The 15893-nt window shown below is 68.6% G+C and carries 13 protein-coding genes and 3 pseudogenes; 7 read left to right on the top strand and 9 right to left on the bottom strand.

Going from position 1 to position 15893, the window contains the following annotated elements:
- Positions 1–11: 11 nt before the first annotated feature.
- The 4 genes from AB0D04_RS32565 to AB0D04_RS32580 all read left to right on the top strand — a co-directional run bounded on the left by AB0D04_RS32565 (position 12) and on the right by AB0D04_RS32580 (position 5145).
- Positions 12–323: a hypothetical protein gene (locus AB0D04_RS32565; protein WP_362710719.1), complete on the top strand. Its 312-nt coding sequence runs from the start codon at positions 12–14 to the stop codon at positions 321–323.
- Positions 324–451: 128 nt separating this feature from the next.
- A complete protein-coding gene (locus AB0D04_RS32570) occupies positions 452–592 on the top strand; it encodes a hypothetical protein (protein WP_362710721.1) in 141 nt (46 codons plus the stop codon).
- A 156-nt stretch (positions 593–748) separates the two neighbouring features.
- The gene (locus AB0D04_RS32575) at positions 749–3820 is read left to right on the top strand and encodes a lantibiotic dehydratase (RefSeq protein ID WP_362710724.1); all 3072 of its coding nucleotides are present in this window, start codon (positions 749–751) and stop codon (positions 3818–3820) included.
- 26 nt (positions 3821–3846) lie between these two features.
- Positions 3847–5145: a lanthionine synthetase C family protein gene (locus AB0D04_RS32580; protein ID WP_362710726.1), complete on the top strand. Its 1299-nt coding sequence runs from the start codon at positions 3847–3849 to the stop codon at positions 5143–5145.
- Positions 5146–5174: 29 nt separating this feature from the next.
- Here AB0D04_RS32580 and AB0D04_RS32585 read toward each other — a convergent pair whose 3' ends face one another.
- Positions 5175–5561, bottom strand: coding sequence for a hypothetical protein (locus tag AB0D04_RS32585; RefSeq protein WP_362710728.1), 387 nt, complete (start codon positions 5559–5561; stop codon positions 5175–5177).
- Positions 5562–5663: 102 nt separating this feature from the next.
- Positions 5664–6268, bottom strand: a pseudogene (locus tag AB0D04_RS32590) (Imm21 family immunity protein).
- Between the two features lie 344 nt (positions 6269–6612).
- Here AB0D04_RS32590 and AB0D04_RS32595 point away from each other — a divergent pair.
- A complete protein-coding gene (locus tag AB0D04_RS32595; protein WP_362710731.1) occupies positions 6613–6822 on the top strand; it encodes a DUF6243 family protein in 210 nt (69 codons plus the stop codon).
- Positions 6823–7106: 284 nt separating this feature from the next.
- Here AB0D04_RS32595 and AB0D04_RS32600 read toward each other — a convergent pair whose 3' ends face one another.
- From AB0D04_RS32600 to AB0D04_RS32625, 6 genes and pseudogenes are all read right to left on the bottom strand, one after another.
- A complete protein-coding gene (locus AB0D04_RS32600; RefSeq protein WP_362710733.1) occupies positions 7107–8039 on the bottom strand; it encodes a recombinase family protein in 933 nt (310 codons plus the stop codon).
- A gap of 684 nt (positions 8040–8723) precedes the next feature.
- Complete coding sequence (locus AB0D04_RS32605) at positions 8724–8915, bottom strand: hypothetical protein (RefSeq protein WP_362710736.1); 192 nt, start codon at positions 8913–8915, stop codon at positions 8724–8726.
- A 41-nt stretch (positions 8916–8956) separates the two neighbouring features.
- Positions 8957–9082 (bottom strand): hypothetical protein, encoded by a 126-nt coding sequence (locus tag AB0D04_RS32610; protein WP_362710739.1) that lies wholly within the window; start codon positions 9080–9082, stop codon positions 8957–8959.
- Positions 9083–9154: 72 nt separating this feature from the next.
- Positions 9155–9253, bottom strand: a pseudogene (locus AB0D04_RS32615) (TetR/AcrR family transcriptional regulator); the annotation flags it as partial.
- Positions 9254–9376: 123 nt separating this feature from the next.
- Positions 9377–10420 (bottom strand): hydroxymethylglutaryl-CoA reductase, encoded by a 1044-nt coding sequence (locus tag AB0D04_RS32620; protein WP_362710742.1) that lies wholly within the window; start codon positions 10418–10420, stop codon positions 9377–9379.
- Between the two features lie 111 nt (positions 10421–10531).
- Entirely contained in the window at positions 10532–10720 is a 189-nt protein-coding gene (locus AB0D04_RS32625; protein ID WP_362710751.1) for a hypothetical protein, read from the bottom strand.
- Positions 10721–11370: 650 nt separating this feature from the next.
- On the opposite strand from AB0D04_RS32625, the gene AB0D04_RS32630 reads away from it, so the two are divergent.
- Entirely contained in the window at positions 11371–14685 is a 3315-nt protein-coding gene (locus AB0D04_RS32630; protein ID WP_362710745.1) for a DUF4132 domain-containing protein, read from the top strand.
- A 393-nt stretch (positions 14686–15078) separates the two neighbouring features.
- Here AB0D04_RS32630 and AB0D04_RS32635 read toward each other — a convergent pair whose 3' ends face one another.
- Complete coding sequence (locus AB0D04_RS32635; RefSeq protein WP_362710748.1) at positions 15079–15525, bottom strand: hypothetical protein; 447 nt, start codon at positions 15523–15525, stop codon at positions 15079–15081.
- Between AB0D04_RS32635 and AB0D04_RS32640 the strand changes: the two are divergent.
- Positions 15519–15842 (top strand): annotated as a pseudogene (locus tag AB0D04_RS32640) (DUF5994 family protein); the annotation flags it as partial. The gene AB0D04_RS32635 and the pseudogene AB0D04_RS32640 sit on opposite strands and share 7 nt — an antisense overlap.
- Between the last annotated feature and the right edge of the window lie 51 nt (positions 15843–15893).

Below are 15893 nucleotides of genomic sequence, written 5' to 3' on the forward strand. Positions count from 1 at the left end.
AGCGTGGGTGCATGGATGACACCAGCACCGATTGCTGCCCCGTCTGCTGGTCACCGGTTGCGGACAGCTCCCAGTGGGCTCTGCTGTCACAGCACCAGACTTCCCAAGGCAATATCGAGTACTGCCTGTCGACTTGCGGTTGTGTGGCCATCCTCCTCGGAGGGGATTTGCTGAAAACCATTCCCGTGGCTGTCTGCCGCCGACCGGTAGACAGCCGCAGGCTTTCTGACCCGACACCGGAACCGGCGCGCTACGGGAAGACCGGGTGGCGCCGGCGACTGGCCACGTTCCGGGCGGCATTGACGGCAACGTCCATCGACTGACCGGCCCGGCGCATAAACGAAGGAGAGCCACCCCGATGTAATGCTTGTAGTGCAACAGGCTGGTGTATCAGGGTGGATTCCGCGTCAGTGACTGATCGATCCGGCAGATCTCATTATGGAGGTTGGAAATGCCCACGGTTGCAATCGAAGAGGAATTTGACCTGGATCTGAACGTCGAAGCACTGGAGAACTCGGTCCAGGTCTCGCGTGCGACGAGCCCCACCTTCTGCTGGGTCTCCTGCGGCGGGTTCTGTTTCACCGGTGAGTGAATAGCATGCCGGGCGGGGTGCTGAGCCCCGCCCGGCACCGGCATGGGGAGGACTGTGGCCGCGCAAGAGGATGCGAGTCCGTCATTCGAGTGTTCTGGGCCGGTCTTGTTGCGCGCCGCAGCCCTGCCCTTTTCACCAGGCAGCATCGATTACTCGGTGAGTGAAGCCGAAGCATTTTCCTTGCCTCGGGTGGCCGGCCCGGACGACGAAACGGGAATGCGCGAACACGTGGCAGCGCTGGCGTCGATGTCCGAACTCATGACGGCAGTCGAACTCGCGAGCCCCAGCCTGGCGGCTGACGTGCGGCGCGTGACGGAAGGGCAACCGGTTCGGCGCAAGGTTCTGCGGCGCGTCACCCTCTCGCTCACCAAGTATCACCTGCGGATGGTGCAACGCCCCACGCCCTTCGGCCTGTTCGCCGGTGTCGCCCTGTCAGATCCAGGGCGGCGACCCCAATTGGACGTCGGCCGTGGTCACCGGCCTTTGAGCCGGCCAGACGCGGGGTGGTTGCACGAAGTCCTGACTTCCGTTCTCACCGTGCGGCCTGTGCTGAGGCGTGCTCGCTTAGTGGCTAACAATCTGCGCACTGTGCGCGACGGGCGACTGGTACTGGTCGACTTCCACAACGGTTCCGGGTACGAGTTGGCGCCCTCGGTCCGCTACACCTCTGTCGTCCGTGCGGTCCTGGGTGCCGCGAGGGAGCCCGCGACCTGGGAACACGTACTGAAGGCGGTGCGCGATCAGTTCCCGCAGGCTTCCGAGGAAGCGGTGGAGCGTTGTCTCGACCAACTGGTGCGGAGCCACTTCCTCCTCACCGACCTGGCGCCTCCGCCTGACTGCGGTGCCCCCCTCACATACCTCCTGCACCGGTTGGACGGAATCGACCACCCCGTCGTCCAGGAATTGCGCGGGATCCAGGAGGCGCTGCATGCTCTCGGTTCCGCGGCGCCGGGAGCCCGTCGTGCCGCGTTGGTCGCTGCCAGGAACAGGATGAGGGCGCTCGCCCCAGCCGATCACCCCCTTCAGTGCGATCTGCTGTTCGACGCCCGCGTGACCCTTCCTCCCGTGGTAGGGGAAGAGGTGGCCGGCGTTACGGACGTGCTGTGGAGGCTTGCGCCTGAGCGCCCGGGCAGGGAGCGCATGCGTGCCTATCACGAGCGTTTTCTCGAACGGTATGGAACGGACCGCACGGTGCCCGTACTGGAACTCCTCGATGAGGTGCGTGGACTCGGCCTGCCACGTACCGAGGGGGGAAGCGACACCGAACACCGGGCGGCTGCCGCGGGCAAGCGGGACCGGCTGCTCGGCGAACTGCTCTGCGACGCCATGCGCCGCGGTACACAGGAGATCGTCCTCGATAACGCGGCTGTGCGACGGCTCACCGCTGACGGCCGCAGCCAGGGGCCGCGATCCGCGGACATCGGCGCCGAGGTGGTGGCGCCGAGCTGGGAAGCGCTCTGCGCGGGCGACTTCCGCCTCGTGCTGGGGCTGAGCCCGGTCTCACCCATGGCTGGGGCAGCCTTCGGACGTTTCATGTCCGCACTCGGGGCACCTGCGCAGGCCCAAGTACAGCAACTGGTCGACGACGCCGAGGCCTTGGACGACACCGAAGAACTGTCCGCACTCGTTGCCTTCCGCCCCTCAGTGGCTCGCTCGGCCAACGTGGCCAGCGTTCCCCAGTGGCTGCCGCACCGGATCCCGCTTGGCGTGGGCCCGGCGGCAACATGCACGGTGCGTGACCTGAGCGTGGAGTATCTCGGAGTCCGGGCCACCGTCGACCGCCTGGAACTCGTGTGGACGGCGACCGGGCAACGGGTGCGCCCCGCCACGTACTCCATGATCGATCCGCAGAGCGGCCATGTGCCGAACGTGGCCCGCTTCCTGCTCGAACTGGGCCAGCAGGAAGAGCCGTCACTCGGCGGCTGGAGCTGGGGCATCTGGTCGACAACGCCCGCGCTGCCCCGGGTGAGGTACGGCCGGTCGGTACTGTGCCCCGCTCACTGGAGGCCTGACGAGGAGCTGTCCGCCGCGTCGTCCACCTGCGACGAATCCCAGTGGGCTGCGCAAGTGGACCGGTGGCGACAACAGTGGGGTGTCCCCCGGAACGTCCTGCTGGGCAAGGGGGACAACCGGATCGCTGTGGACCTCGACAACCCGCTCCACCTTCTTGTCTTCCGCGACGAACTCCGCCGCAGCTCAGGCCTGGCCGTCATCGAACGCTTCGGCGGCGCTCCGGGCAACGACTGGTTCCGCGGCCGGGACGGAACGCACGCCTGCGAGTTCCTCTTTCCCGTGCTGAGGAACGGCCAGGCCAAGCACGGGCCTCACCAACGTGCCCCACACGTGCGAAGCGATACGGCACCGTCCGGAGTTCTCGCACCGTACGGCGTGTCCAGCCACCTGCCCGGCGGCGAATGGCTGTACGCGAAGCTCTATGTCCCCGAACGCCATCAGCTCGCAGTGGTCACCCGCCACCTCGGCCGACTGATCGACCAGGTCTCAGGCCCTCTCACCGACACCTGGTTCTTCCTGCGCTACGCCGACCCCGAACCTCATCTGCGCCTGCGGCTTCACGGCAGGGAGCAGTCGCTGTGGGGGGAACTGCTGCCCGAGCTGCGTTCCTGGGCAGCGGAACTGGGCGACGAGGGACTCCTGTCCCGACTGGTTCTCGACACCTACGAACCCGAGGTCCATCGCTACGGCGGAGCAGAGGCCATCATCGACGCCGAGCAGGTCTTTCACGCCGACAGCCTGGCCGTACTGCATCAACTGAACTCGGCGGGCGGCCGGTTGGCCGACCTCACCGATGTGTCACTGGCCGCCTTGGGTACCCTGGACACCCTGTCCCATCTCTGCGGCACGACCGCCGAGGTGCTGCGGCAACTCGGCGGCGCGCACGTCATGGCCCTCCGAGGTCGCGTACCGAGGCCGGACAAGCAGTCGCTGAGCATGCTGATGGACGAGCACGGCAGAGCTCTGAAGCCGGTGGTTGACGATCACTGGCAAACACGCCGCACGGCTCTCCTCGCGCTTCGTGAAACGCTGCAGAAGACCACTTTGACTCCGGAGAGATCCGCGGCGGCGAAAACTGGAGCCATAGCAATGAGCTTGGCGCACATGCACTGCAACCGACTTCTTGGAATCGACCGAGAAAAAGAAGCCCTTGCCTATGCGACAGCCCGCGAGTCCCTCGCCCTGCGCATCGACAGAATGCGCCACGGTCGATGATGGGCCCACTCGCTTCCGCGCACGCCGTGGCCGAGCGGCTTCGTGTACCGGAAGAGGTCGACCGACTCACCCGAAAAGCACGTGCTCAGATCCCCTCCGATATCCGGTTCCCCCATTGGCAACCCGCACAGTTGCTCATCGGGCACACCGGCATCGCCATGCTCTACAGCCGCCTCGCCTCGGACGATGCCTACTGGGGAAGAACGGCACACGCTCATTTCTCCGCGGCCCTCCAGTCCGTGACCACGGACACCGTCGGTGATGTACTTCTCGCCGCATCTCTTCACGCTCAAGAACACGGTGGCTACACCAACTTACTGAAACGCGCCGCTCCAGCGCATGTGTCCGCAATACGAGCGTCTCTTGACGCGATCGGCCGACGGCTTCGCGAAAAGGGACCTGGACTGGCGAACGCGGAGTACGACCTCATAAATGGGCTTGCTCGCGGCGCACGTGGCTTGATGGCCGGCGCCGCACTGGGGCACGCCGAGTCCTCGGACACCCTGCGGAACGTACTCGCCTTGCTGGTTGAGATGGCACGCCCGATACGGGTCCACGGCGAGTGGGTACCAGGTTGGTGGACGGACCCAGGACTGGACCTGGTGCCGGAAGCAGACCGCGCCGCCTACCCGCTCGGCGAGTTCAACCTCGGCATTGCGCACGGCATCTGCGGCCCCTTGTCACTGCTGGCCCTGGCACACCAAGCGGGACATGGCGTCCCTGACATGCTCGACGCCGTGCGCTCCATGGCCGACTGGGTGATGCGGAAACGCAGGGTGGGAGAGCAAGGCACGCACTGGCCCGGCCGTGTCTCTTTCGAGGACGAGACCGGTCGGCCCCGAAGCCCAGCAGCGTCGGTCGCCCCCAGGTCGGACTGGTGCTATGGGGCTGCCGGTGTGGGACGGGCACTGCAGCTGGCCGGACGTTCACTCGGCGACCCCGATCTGACAGAGGTCGGCGTCGACGCGATGCGGTCTGTCTTCCAACGGCCCTACGGACGTTCTGATATGCCAGATGCCACGTTCTGCCACGGTCGAGCCGGCGTCTTGCTGACAGCGGTGCGGATGGCAGCGGACACGGGGCACCCAGAACTGTGGGAAGGCGCTGACCGACTGGCCACAGGCCTTGCTCGGAGCTTCGACCCCACCACCGCGTTCGGCTATCGCTACCCGCTCTCTCCCGCGGTGGATGCTCCTGCGGTCGACGAGCCCGGGCTGCTTCAAGGTGCCGCTGGTGTGGCCCTGACGTTGCTCTCCTACACCGATGCCCGTGGCGGGAAACGCCCGGACCGCAGTACTTGGGACACGGCACTGCTCATGGCATGACCTGCGCCGGTACGTGGTGGTCTTGAAGCTCAGAAGCCTTCGACCGGGACGACTCCCACCTCGATTTCGACCGTCGGCAGGTCACCCGGGGCCAGGCCGGCAAGGGCTGGCACGGCCCCTACCCCGACTTCCTCACCCGCCGCCGCCCCGCTGATCGCGGCGCGGTTCACCAAGGGCCAGTGCCAGCCGTGTCCGGACCGCCCCCGGTGCACCGGTTCCCGCGAGAACTCCGCGACCTGCAAGTCCGCGTCCGCATCGAGCAGCAGACACCTGACGGGCAGGCCCGCTAAGCGGTCCGCTCCGGAGTGGAAGGCACCATCAGCGAATTCGCCCACGGACACGGCATGCATCGCTGTCACTGCCGAGGACAGCCGAAAGCGCATGCAACAAGTGTTCACAGCAATCGTCGTGAACATTGAGCGCCTCAGCGGTCTGCCACCGACTGAGGAACGAACCGCCCCGGAGTCTCCATCCGAACCGGGGCGGTTCACCACCTTGCCCGCAGCGCGTGACCGCACTCAACCCAAGCTCCTGCCCGTCCAAGATGCGATGGGCAGGAGCTGGACCAGGCCGACCCAGGTCTCCTCGTCCGCCTTGGTGTGGGTGGCACGGACCTTCCAGCGGCCGGCGGGCAGCGGGACCGATGCCTGGGCGGGCATCCCGCCGGGATACTCGATGTCCGGTTCGGCGCCTGCTTCGGCAGAGTCCATGAGCGTGGCTGGACCGTCCGACGCCCATGTGCCGCACTCCTCCCAATGAGTGGCCGCATCTGCGAGGACAGCCCTGACCGCAGCCTTCAGCTCGGCTTCGGAGTCGGCTGCAAGCCACCGCAGGAAGGCTCGGTGCTCGGGTAGAAAACAGCTGGTAGCGGGCTCGTCCGCCAGCACCAGTGCCTGCGCACCGTTGTTTCCAACGGCGATCACGCCGGCCAGATCATCCACCGCGCAGGCCCGGTCGTAGTCGTCTGGAGCGGTGGCGTCTCCCGCCAGGACCCCGGTCTCCGCACCCCCCACCATGCAGCCAACGAGGAGACGGGGACGACGATCAAAGGCCCGCCCATCGGCTCCACCCGAACAGGAGAGATGTGGGGCGCATCGGCTGCAGCAGACGAAGGGATGCTCATGCCGTCAGTGTGCTCGCGACCAGTGACAACGCCCGCGGCGGCCAGTAACGCCCATCTGGACCTGCCCCGGGCGGGCGGCGACCACCTGCGGGTGCTGGCGGTGCTGAGATTCCCGGAAGGAAACGGCTGACCCCGGGCGCTCGCCGAAGGCCCGGCCGACGCCGGGGTGGCGAAAAGCTTGGTGCGCGGGGCCGAGGAAACCGGGTAATGTCTTTGTCATGTTCTTCCAGACGCCGATTTACGAGTGAGAGCGTGATGGGCCCCTGCTGACGTCCTTCAACGTCGCCGCGCCCGTCCCCCACCGATGAATCCGTAGATCACTTCACATCAATCCGGGAGAACCCGTGAGCAAGAACATCAACAACCCCGTGGGCATGGGCGGCGGCCAGCGCAAGAAGCTGTCCCGCGCCGAACGGCAGAACAACGGTCCGCACCGCAACCTCGACCGCAAGGGTGCCGCCGACCAGAAGGCGGAGCTGGTGCGCAAGATGCGCGAGAAGGCACGCGCAGCTGAGGGCGCCGGGCAGACGGGCGACGACACCGCACAGAGCTGACGCACCGCCGCCGCAGGGCGGCACCGCACGGGGCAGGGCCCGGACCGCGACGCGCGGTCCGGGCCCTGCTGCCGTATCGGGGCTCTGCTGCTGTACCGGGCGCGGCCGGTCCCGCTCAGCTCTCGCCGGACACCCGGGGCAGCCGCAGATTCAGCAGCCCCGTCACCGCCACCACCCCGAGCTGCACCAGCAGCGTCACCACCAGCGCGTTCCCCGTGCCCAGCCCGGGCGACACGGCCCTGTTCTCCCGAAGCTGCCGCGAAGTGACAAGCAGCTCTCTGTCATCAGAGCGACGCTCGGTCAGGGAGAGCGAGGCGGGGTCCGGGGACTTCGCCGGCCCGGAGGGCGGCGAAGTCGGCGTGGGCCTGCTCGACGGCTTTGGGGTATGCCTCGCGCTTGGCGTGTTCGGTGAGCGCCCGGTAGATGCTGGCGACGGACGGGCTCTGCCCCTTGCGCTTGCCGGTGGGGATGATCAGGCCGGGCTGGATCTGCTCGACGGACTCGCCGTTCGTGCGGCGTCGCAGCACGGTGTGGAGTATGTCGTCGGTGATGACTGGCGGCCGGCCGCCGTGCTTGCCCTTGCGGGCCGCGGTGTCGAGCCCTTCGAGCGTCGATTCCCGGATGTTCTTGCGCTCGGTCTCCGCCATCGCTGCGAAGAACGCGAACAGCAGCTTGCCCGGGCCGGTGGGGTCGTAGATGCCGGGCAGTGGCCCGGCGAGCATCTCCAGGATGAGGCCGTGGGCGGTGAGGTGGTCGGCGAGCGCGGTGAGCTCGGCGGCGTCGCGGCCGAGGCGCTTCATTTCGTACACCGTGAAGATGACCCGGCAGTGCGGGGCGTGCGCCTTGATCTCCAGGGCGGCGGCAAGCGCGGCCTCGAACTTCGGACGGACCCGTACCCGGGTGCTGATCTTCTCGCTGAAGATCTTGTCTCTGGGGATGCCGTGTTTGCTGAGCGCGTCGAGCTGGGAGTCGAGTTCCTGGTCGAGGGTCGAGCAGCGGGCGTAGCCGACGCGGATGTCGGCGCTCGGCAGGTCTGGGTCGATTGGCGCCGGGGGCGGGGTGCCGGGCCGCCACGGCCGGCCCGGTCCGCGGTCGGCGGGGGCGGGGACCCGCAGCCCCTTCTCCAGCCGGGGGACCATGGTGAAGCGGCGGGTGTGGTAGGCGGAGGCGACCGCACCCGCCGCGCGAGCGGCAGGGCGAGCCGGGCCGGGCGTCACACTTCGGACAGGTGCGCTGTTCGACGTCGTCGGCGTCCGACCGGTCGGCCTGTGCACCTTCTACCTGTGGGACGGCGCACCCGGCGCATGGGACGGCATCGACGCCCACGACCTCGAAGCCGGAGCCGACGGCACCGTCGTGGCCTTCCCCATGCTGATCCGCTCAGGCCAGGACCTGCCCGAGAACACCGATCCCGAACTCCACACCGGGAGGCAAGCGTGAACTGCTCGCTGTGCGGCGGAGCATGCGCAGACGGCGACCTGGCCCCACTGCTCAGCCCCGACCTCAGCTGGCTGTGGCAACCCCTCGCGGCAGCGGCCGACCGACGTGGAGACGAGACACTCACCGCTGGCCCCGCGGTCACCGTAACGGTGCCGACCTCGCCGGCCCAGCGCGCCGCAGCAGCCGGGGGCCGTACCGGCGGCGCTCAGGTCAGGGCGGCAGCGACCATGACGGTCGCGAGACGGGGCTTCAAAAGTCCTCCCGACTTTGAATAATCATCAGGCAGGAGAATGCACAAAGTGTTGAAGTGGCAGACCATGCCACCCCGTCACACCAGGCCGGCGTGATCAAGGCCTCGCCAGGGTCGGGGAACAACCCTGCGGCACACCGGGCACTCCGCCCGCCGGGGCGCCGCCGAGGAATCCCGCCGCGCCGGAAACGATCGTTGGTGAGGACCGGGGTCAGCGCGTGCGTACGCCGTCGATGGCGATCGACAGCAGGAGGTCGGCCTCGGCCGGGCCGTCGATCTCCCGCTCGGTGGCCAGCGCGATGGCGCCGACGAGCTTCAGCAGTTGGGCGATGGTGATCCCGGCGCGCACGGCGCCTGCCGCTTGGGCGCGCGCAAGGAGGGCGTCTCCGGCAGTGGTGATCATGTCGTGGCAGGTTTCGCCAAGCGCTGGGTCTCCGTCCTGCATCAGCGAAGCCCCAGGCCCCGGTTGGCCACGGCGTGCGCGCCGACGGCGTGAAGCCAGGTGGACAGCGCCAGGCCCGGGGCGAGTTCGGCGAGGAGGTCGTCCGCCTTCGCGCACAGGGCCTCCACCCGGCCCTTGAAGGCCGCCTGCAGGAGCGCCTGCCGGGAGGGGGAGTGGCGATGCAGGGTGGCCGAGCCGACTCCGGCACGGCGGGCGACCTCCTCCAGGGAGGCGTCGGCGCCATGCTCGGCGATCAGGGCCCCGGCGGCGGCGACGATCTTCTCGGCGTTGCGGCGGATACCACGCCAGGAGAGAGCCTAGTGCTGCAGTCTGCCTACGCGATCTCGTGGCGGTCCTGGCCGACAGTTGTGGCAACGGTCAACCGACGAACTCAGTGGATAGATCACGACCAGACTGGAGTACTAACCTTGTTTGCGTTCCAGGTGGAGGTGCGCGCGCATGAGTTCGCCCGGGTTCGTCAGCGCCGCCAGGGTGGAGAGTTCGCCGCACAGCACCGTGGCGGCCGCGATGACGGCGAGTCGGCGTGCGTTCTCTCCTGGCTCGCGCACGGCCCGGCAGCCGAGCCGCGTCAGATTGGCCTCGACGAAGTCCAGATCCTTGCCGTTGCCGACCGTGCCCACGATCAGGTTCGGCAATGTGCACGAGAAATAGAGGTCGCCGTCCCGGTCTTCGGCCACGGTCACACCCTGTGAGCCTTCGACGATATTTGCCGCGTCCTGGCCGGTCGCCAGGTAGAAGGCGAGCAGCATGTTCGCGTAGTGCGCGTTGGCCGAGCGTATTCCGCCGGCGAGCAGCGTTCCGATCAGATTCTTGCGCACGTTCAGCTCGACTACCTTGGCGGCCGTGGTGTGCAGCATGTCGGTAACCACGGAGCGCGGCACGAGCAGTTCGGTTACCACGTTCTTTCCACGGCCCAGGATTCCGTTGACGGCGGTCGCTTTCTTGTCGGTGCAGTAGTTTCCGGAAATCGATCCGTAAGAAACTCCTGGAATGTTGTGCAGGATGTGATTCAAGAGCGCGTCGGCCGCGAGCGTCGCCATGTTGTGCCCGGACGCGTCGCCGGTGGTGAACTCGAACCGGATGAACAGCAAGTTGGCCGTGATCTCGTGCCGGATGCCGACCAGTTCGGCGAATCCGCTGCAGGCGCGCACGACCTTGCTCAAGTCGTCGAACTGCGCGTCGAGCCGGCGCGCGGCTGCGTACGCGGTCTGTGCGTCTTCGGCTTCGACGAGCACCGAGCGGGTCATCCGTTCGTCGACGAGGGTGGCGACGATACCGCGCTCGGTCTGCCGGGATATCTTTGCGCCGCGCCCCACGGAAGGCCACAGCGGTGACTCGTAGGTGGCGAGCGGGACTTCAGTCTCCGTGGTGGCGATATTTCCCGAAACTCTCAGTGGTCCCACCCACATCATGGGGACCCCGGCGATTCCGTGAATGTCGTTCATCGTGCACTTCCCGTCGTCTGGCGGATGGCGCGAAGGCGCCGGAACGCGGGCCCGGTTGCGCGCGTCTCGACTCCGCGGTCGGTCCGCAGCAGCGTAGAGTGCCGTGGATCATCAGGGCACGCCGGTCCCGGCACGGTGAGGAACCTCCTCGGGTGCCGGATGTACCTGCCCCATGAAGTCACCCTCGACGATCGCGTAAGAGACCTCCGCGGCGCGCAGCGGCGCCGACATCTCCCACCCCACCGTCGTCTTGCCAACACCAGCTCGCCCTCCGATGAGCAGTACTTCTGCGTGATCCATGAGGGCAGCGTGCCAGCGGGCGACCGCCTCACGTGATCCGATATCGATCCGTTCCCATGCTGGAAGCCCCGCCAGCCTGATCACGATCTACGGCCGGAGTATTGGACAGCGCTTCTTTTGGTGCTGGTGACGCACATCGAACCCGCGCTCTGAGATGGGGAATCACGGGTGGTTCGGGGTTAGTTGGGGCCCTGAGCAGGGCGGACGGTGGTTCGAGGGCTGGCGCTGGGCGCTGGGCGCTGTGTGGTGAACCGGTGTTGACCGCGGTGCGCCGGTCGTTCTGGTGCAGTGTGGTGCGGTGTGGTGCGGTACCGGTCAGGTGTTGAGGGCCCTTTTACCGCAGACAAGATGGAGTTGGTGTGGTTCATGTGTCGGCAGACTGCGGTGAGAGATCTTTAATGGTGCGGGTTACGTCGGGCCGTGACGGTTGGCGTGAGCCGCTCTATGCCGGAGGGATGAGATATCCCGATGGTGGTGGATTGACGGCCCGGGAACGGGCTCGACGTGAGCGAGTCCGGCTCGCGGCCGCAGTGAAGAATCGCGTCTCCCTCAGTGCCGACCCCTCGAGCAACTCCGTTCCCCTGACAGCAGGTTGATGTCAGACCCGCCGCCTACCGTGTCGTACACCATCACGATCAGGAGGCAAGGCGTTGCACCACCAGCACCCATCGGGGACCTCGGCGGCAGAGCCCCGCGAAGCCGACGAGACCACCTTCACGCTCCCCAAGGCATGGCACTCGCACCTCGACCCCTGGCGCGGCGGACCGGCCGTCCCGATTGCCCCGGTCGACACCGGCGCGGCCGACGCGGCGCGGAGCTATGTCGAGAAGCGGCTGGCCTCCTGGAGGGAGAATCTGCGCGGCGCACCGGAGCTGCTCGAAGCGGGGCGCGCTCAGCTGCGGGGCGAGGTGAGCCCGCTCGGGGCGGCCGTGGTCACGGCCGTCGTCACGGCGAAGCCTCCGTGGGAGGAGTGGCACCAGTTCGGGATGTTCGCCGACGCCTGGGTTGCGGAGCACGGGCTGGTCTTCGCGGCCGTGGCGACCGCCGAGCTCGGCGGAATCCTGGTCGACGCCAAGAAGATGCCGCGCGCCGTGCGCCCCCGGCGCGACGATGACCAGCAGTGGGACGGCTGGGTGGCGGGCGAATGCATCGCGCAGCGGGTGCGCGCCCTGCTCGCCGCGGCCGACGAACGCACCTACCAAGAGGCCGTAGAGGCACTGGCGCACTGCCGTCGCGCCCGCTTCCAGCAGGCGGTGGTCTGCTATCTCGTGCCGACGCAGACGGGGTGGGTGGACGAGCTGTGCGCTGCGCCCACCATCCCGCAAGACGGGTATCCGTCGCTGCTGCTGCGCTCGCTGAGCTCGGCGGCGCAGTTCACCGCGTTCCGTGCCCAGGACGGACGCTGGTGGCATCTCGGGTCGGACGACACGGTCCACACCGCGCTCGCAAGCGTGGGACCGGACCTCGCACCGGCGCTGGCAGACCTCCTTGACGGCATGTACCGGGACCGGGGCTACAGCAGGGAGCTGTATGCCGCCCTCGCCGCCATCCCCACCGACGAGGCCTTCGATCTGCTCCTGGCGCGCCTCGACCGGCCGTTCGCCCATGCCGCCGCGTTCGAGGCGATGGAGCGTTACCCGGTCCGCGCGCTGCGGCTGCTGGGCGCCGCGGCCGCGGCCACCGCGTCACCGACCGCCGAGTACGCCGCCGCGCTGCTGCACCGGCACGTAAGGGCGCATCCCGAACTCCCGGGGGCGGCGATACCGCAGAGCCCCTGGATCGAGGACGCACCGGCAGAGTCCCTGCCGCGGCTGCTCGTCGAACCGCCGTGGACGTGCAGGCGCAGGACGGCGAAGCGCACGGTGGTCAAGGATCTGACGCCGCCCGCCGGGGCGGCCCTCCTCTGGGCTCCGGGGGAGGAGCAGGAGTGGGCCGAGGCCGATGCGCCGCACCGGCGCTGGGAGGAGAGCACGGACTGGGCGAAGGCCGTCACCCAGTTCCGGAACGGCAAGACGCCGCGCAACCTCCAGCCGGGCCTGTTCCTGGACGGGCCCGAGGACGACGTACGCCCGCTGCTGGCGCAGTGGCAGCCGGGCCGGATGTCATGGCGGTGGGACAGCCCGTGGATGCAGCAGATCGTGACCCGGTTCGGTGCGGACGCGCTGCCCGCCGTGCTGGCCCTGGCGCGGTCCGACTCGGCCGCCCTCGGCGAGCTGCTGCTGCCGTTCACCGGCGTCGAGGTGGCCCTGCAGATGGCCGAGTGGCTGGGGGCCCGCCGCAAGAACGTCCGCCCGGTGGTGCACGCCTGGCTCCGCCGCCACGCCGACGCCGCCGCCCGTGACCTCGTCCCCGCGGCGGTCGGCAGGGCCAAGGGCCGGCGACACGCCGAGGCCGCGCTGCGCTTCCTGGTGTCCCAGGGCCATACGGAAACGGTCCGGGCCGCGGCCCGCGGCTACGGGGACAAGGCGGCCGCCGCCATCGAGGCGTTCCTGGCCGCCGACCCGCTCGACGCGGTCCCGGCGCAAATCCCGGACGACTTCTTCCTCCTGGACGTCCATCTCCTCCCGCGCATCCTGCTGCGCGACCGCCGGTATGCGCTGCCGCCGTCGGCCGCCCGCCATCTCGTCACCATGCTGGCGATCTCCAAGCCCGATGAGCCCTACGCGGGCATCGAGGTGGTCAAGGAGCTCTGCGACCCGGAGTCGCTGGCGGAATTCGGCTGGGGCCTCTTCCAGCAGGAGACCTCGTACGCAGGCGGCGTCAAGGCGGACGACTGGACCCTCACCGCGCTCGGCCGGCTGGGCGACAACGAGACGGTCCGCCGGCTCACCCCGCTCATCCGCTCCTGGCCGGGCGACGGCGGTCATGCCGCCTCCGTCGCCGGACTGCAGGTGCTCGCCACTATCGGCACCGACGTCGCCCTGACGCATCTCCACGGCATCGCCCAGAAGGCGAAGTACCAGGGCATCAAGAAGAAGGCACAGGAAAAGATGGCCGAAGTGGCCGGTGAACTGGGACTGACCCCGGACGAGTTGGCCGACCGCGTCGTCCCCGATCTGGACCTTGACGCATCCGGCGCGATGACCCTCGACTACGGCCGCCGCCGCTTCACCATCGGCTTCGACGAGCAGCTGCGGCCGTATGTGGCCGACGAGGACGGCAAGCGCCTGAAGACCCTGCCCAAGCCCGGTGTGCGCGACGACCAGGAGCTGGCCCCGGCCGCCCACAAGCGCTTCGCCGCCCTGAAGAAGGACCTGCGGACGGTGTCCGCCGACCAGATCCGCCGGCTCGAGCAGGCCATGGTCGCCCAGCGCCGCTGGACCGCCACGGAGTTCCGGGAGCTGATCGTCGGGCATCCGCTGCTGTGGCATCTCGCCCGCCGGCTGGTCTGGCTGACCGGGGACGGCCGCAGCTTCCGCCTGGCCGAGGACCGCACCCTCGCCGATGTCCACGACGACACGCTCACCCTTCAGGACACGGCCCGCGTCGGTGTCGCCCACCCGCTCCATCTGGCCGACACCCTCGACGACTGGCGGGAGCTCTTCGCCGACTACGAGATCCTGCAGCCCTTCGCCCAGCTCGACCGCCCGGCGCACCCCCTCACCGACGACGAACGCGCCGCAACGGAACTGCGCCGCTTCCACGGCATCACCGTTCCCGTCGGCAAGGTGCTGGGCATGGAGCGCCGCGGCTGGGTGCGCGGCAGCGCCGAGGACAACGGCATCCAGTTCTGCATCTTCCAGCCGCTCCCCGAAGGCCGCGAGGCCGTGATCGACCTCGACCCGGGCATCGCGGTCGGGCTGCTGGACCACTGGCCCGAGCAGCGGATCGCCGGCGTGCGCCTCGCGGGCCCCGAGCTCACCCGCCGCGCCCGGGGGACCGAGATCCGCCCGCTGGCCTTCGGCGCCCTCGACCCGATCACGGCATCCGAAATCCTCGCCAGCCTGGTCGAGCTGACGGACTGACGGGCTGACGGGCTGACTGACGGAGCTGCCCCGGCCCCCGGCCCCCGGCCCATGTCATGCAGAACACCCCTCCGGCCCGCGTTTCCACGGACCGGAGGGGTGTTGTCAGCGGTAGCGGAGGGATGTGAACCCTCGGTGACCACCGCTGGCTGCCGGAGGGATGAGGTATCCCGATGGCGGTGGGTTGACCGCTGATGAGCGGGCTCGCCGGGAGCAAGTCCGGCTGGAGGCAGCCGGTCTGATCGAGGGTGGGACCAGTGACCGGAAGGTTGCCCGGTCGTTCCGGGTGACCCGGATGTCGGCGAACCGCTGGCGGCGGGCTCTGGCTGCAGGCGGACGTCAGGCCCTGGCCTCTCAGGGGGCCGGCGGTTCCCGCTGCAAGCCCGACGCCGGTCAGCAACGCCGTGGGTGGTCTTCTCCGCCTCGGTGAACGCGTACGACGCCGGCTTCGGCGATGAGCTGTTCGCAGGTCTGGGCGCGTTCCAGGATCGGGCCGATCTCACCGATGACCTGGCCGAGGCTGACCTTGCCGATACTCGGCATGGTGGCGAACAGCGCCGCGTAGGGATGGGTTTCGATCACCGCGGCGATGGCCTTGTCCAGTTCGCGGATGGTGGTGCGGACGCCCTGGACCAGCTGGACCTGGACGCGGACAAGCTGTTCGACAACCGCTTCGCTGAGGCGGGAGGCAGCCTTGGGGGCGGCGCGCAGACGCTCGATGAGAACGCTGCCGGGCTTCTTGCCCGAGTAGCCGCGCCGCTTGCACCAGGCTTCAAGTCGTCCGGCAGTGAGCTTGGCGGCGGAGGCTGGGGTGGGGTAGCGCTCCAGGAACGCTCCCACGGAAGGTGCCCCTTGAGGGGCACGTGGTGAGCGTCGGCTGGTTCAAGGCCGAGCAAGACCTCCACAAGCTGTCGCTGCTCTCCTACACCGTCGGCCGCTGGGACCTGCTGGTGATTCCGCCGCAGACGGATCCGGCCATCGCCGCCTGGCTGATGATCGCGGCTACCGGTCCGCTGCGCAGCCACACAGCGAGTGATCTGCTGGAGAGGGCCGAATTCCAACGGATCGTGACAGAAGCCGACCAGGCCCGAGAAGCGGTCTGGGACTCCGAGGGCGGCCATGGCGCCCGTGTGGCCGCGCCGGCACGCTCGGCGTGATCCTCGAAACGGCCCCGGTGAAACCGCCGGGGCCGTCCTTTCAGGCGCAAC

Source organism: Streptomyces sp. NPDC048483 (assembly GCF_040651455.1).
GTDB lineage: Bacteria > Actinomycetota > Actinomycetes > Streptomycetales > Streptomycetaceae > Streptomyces.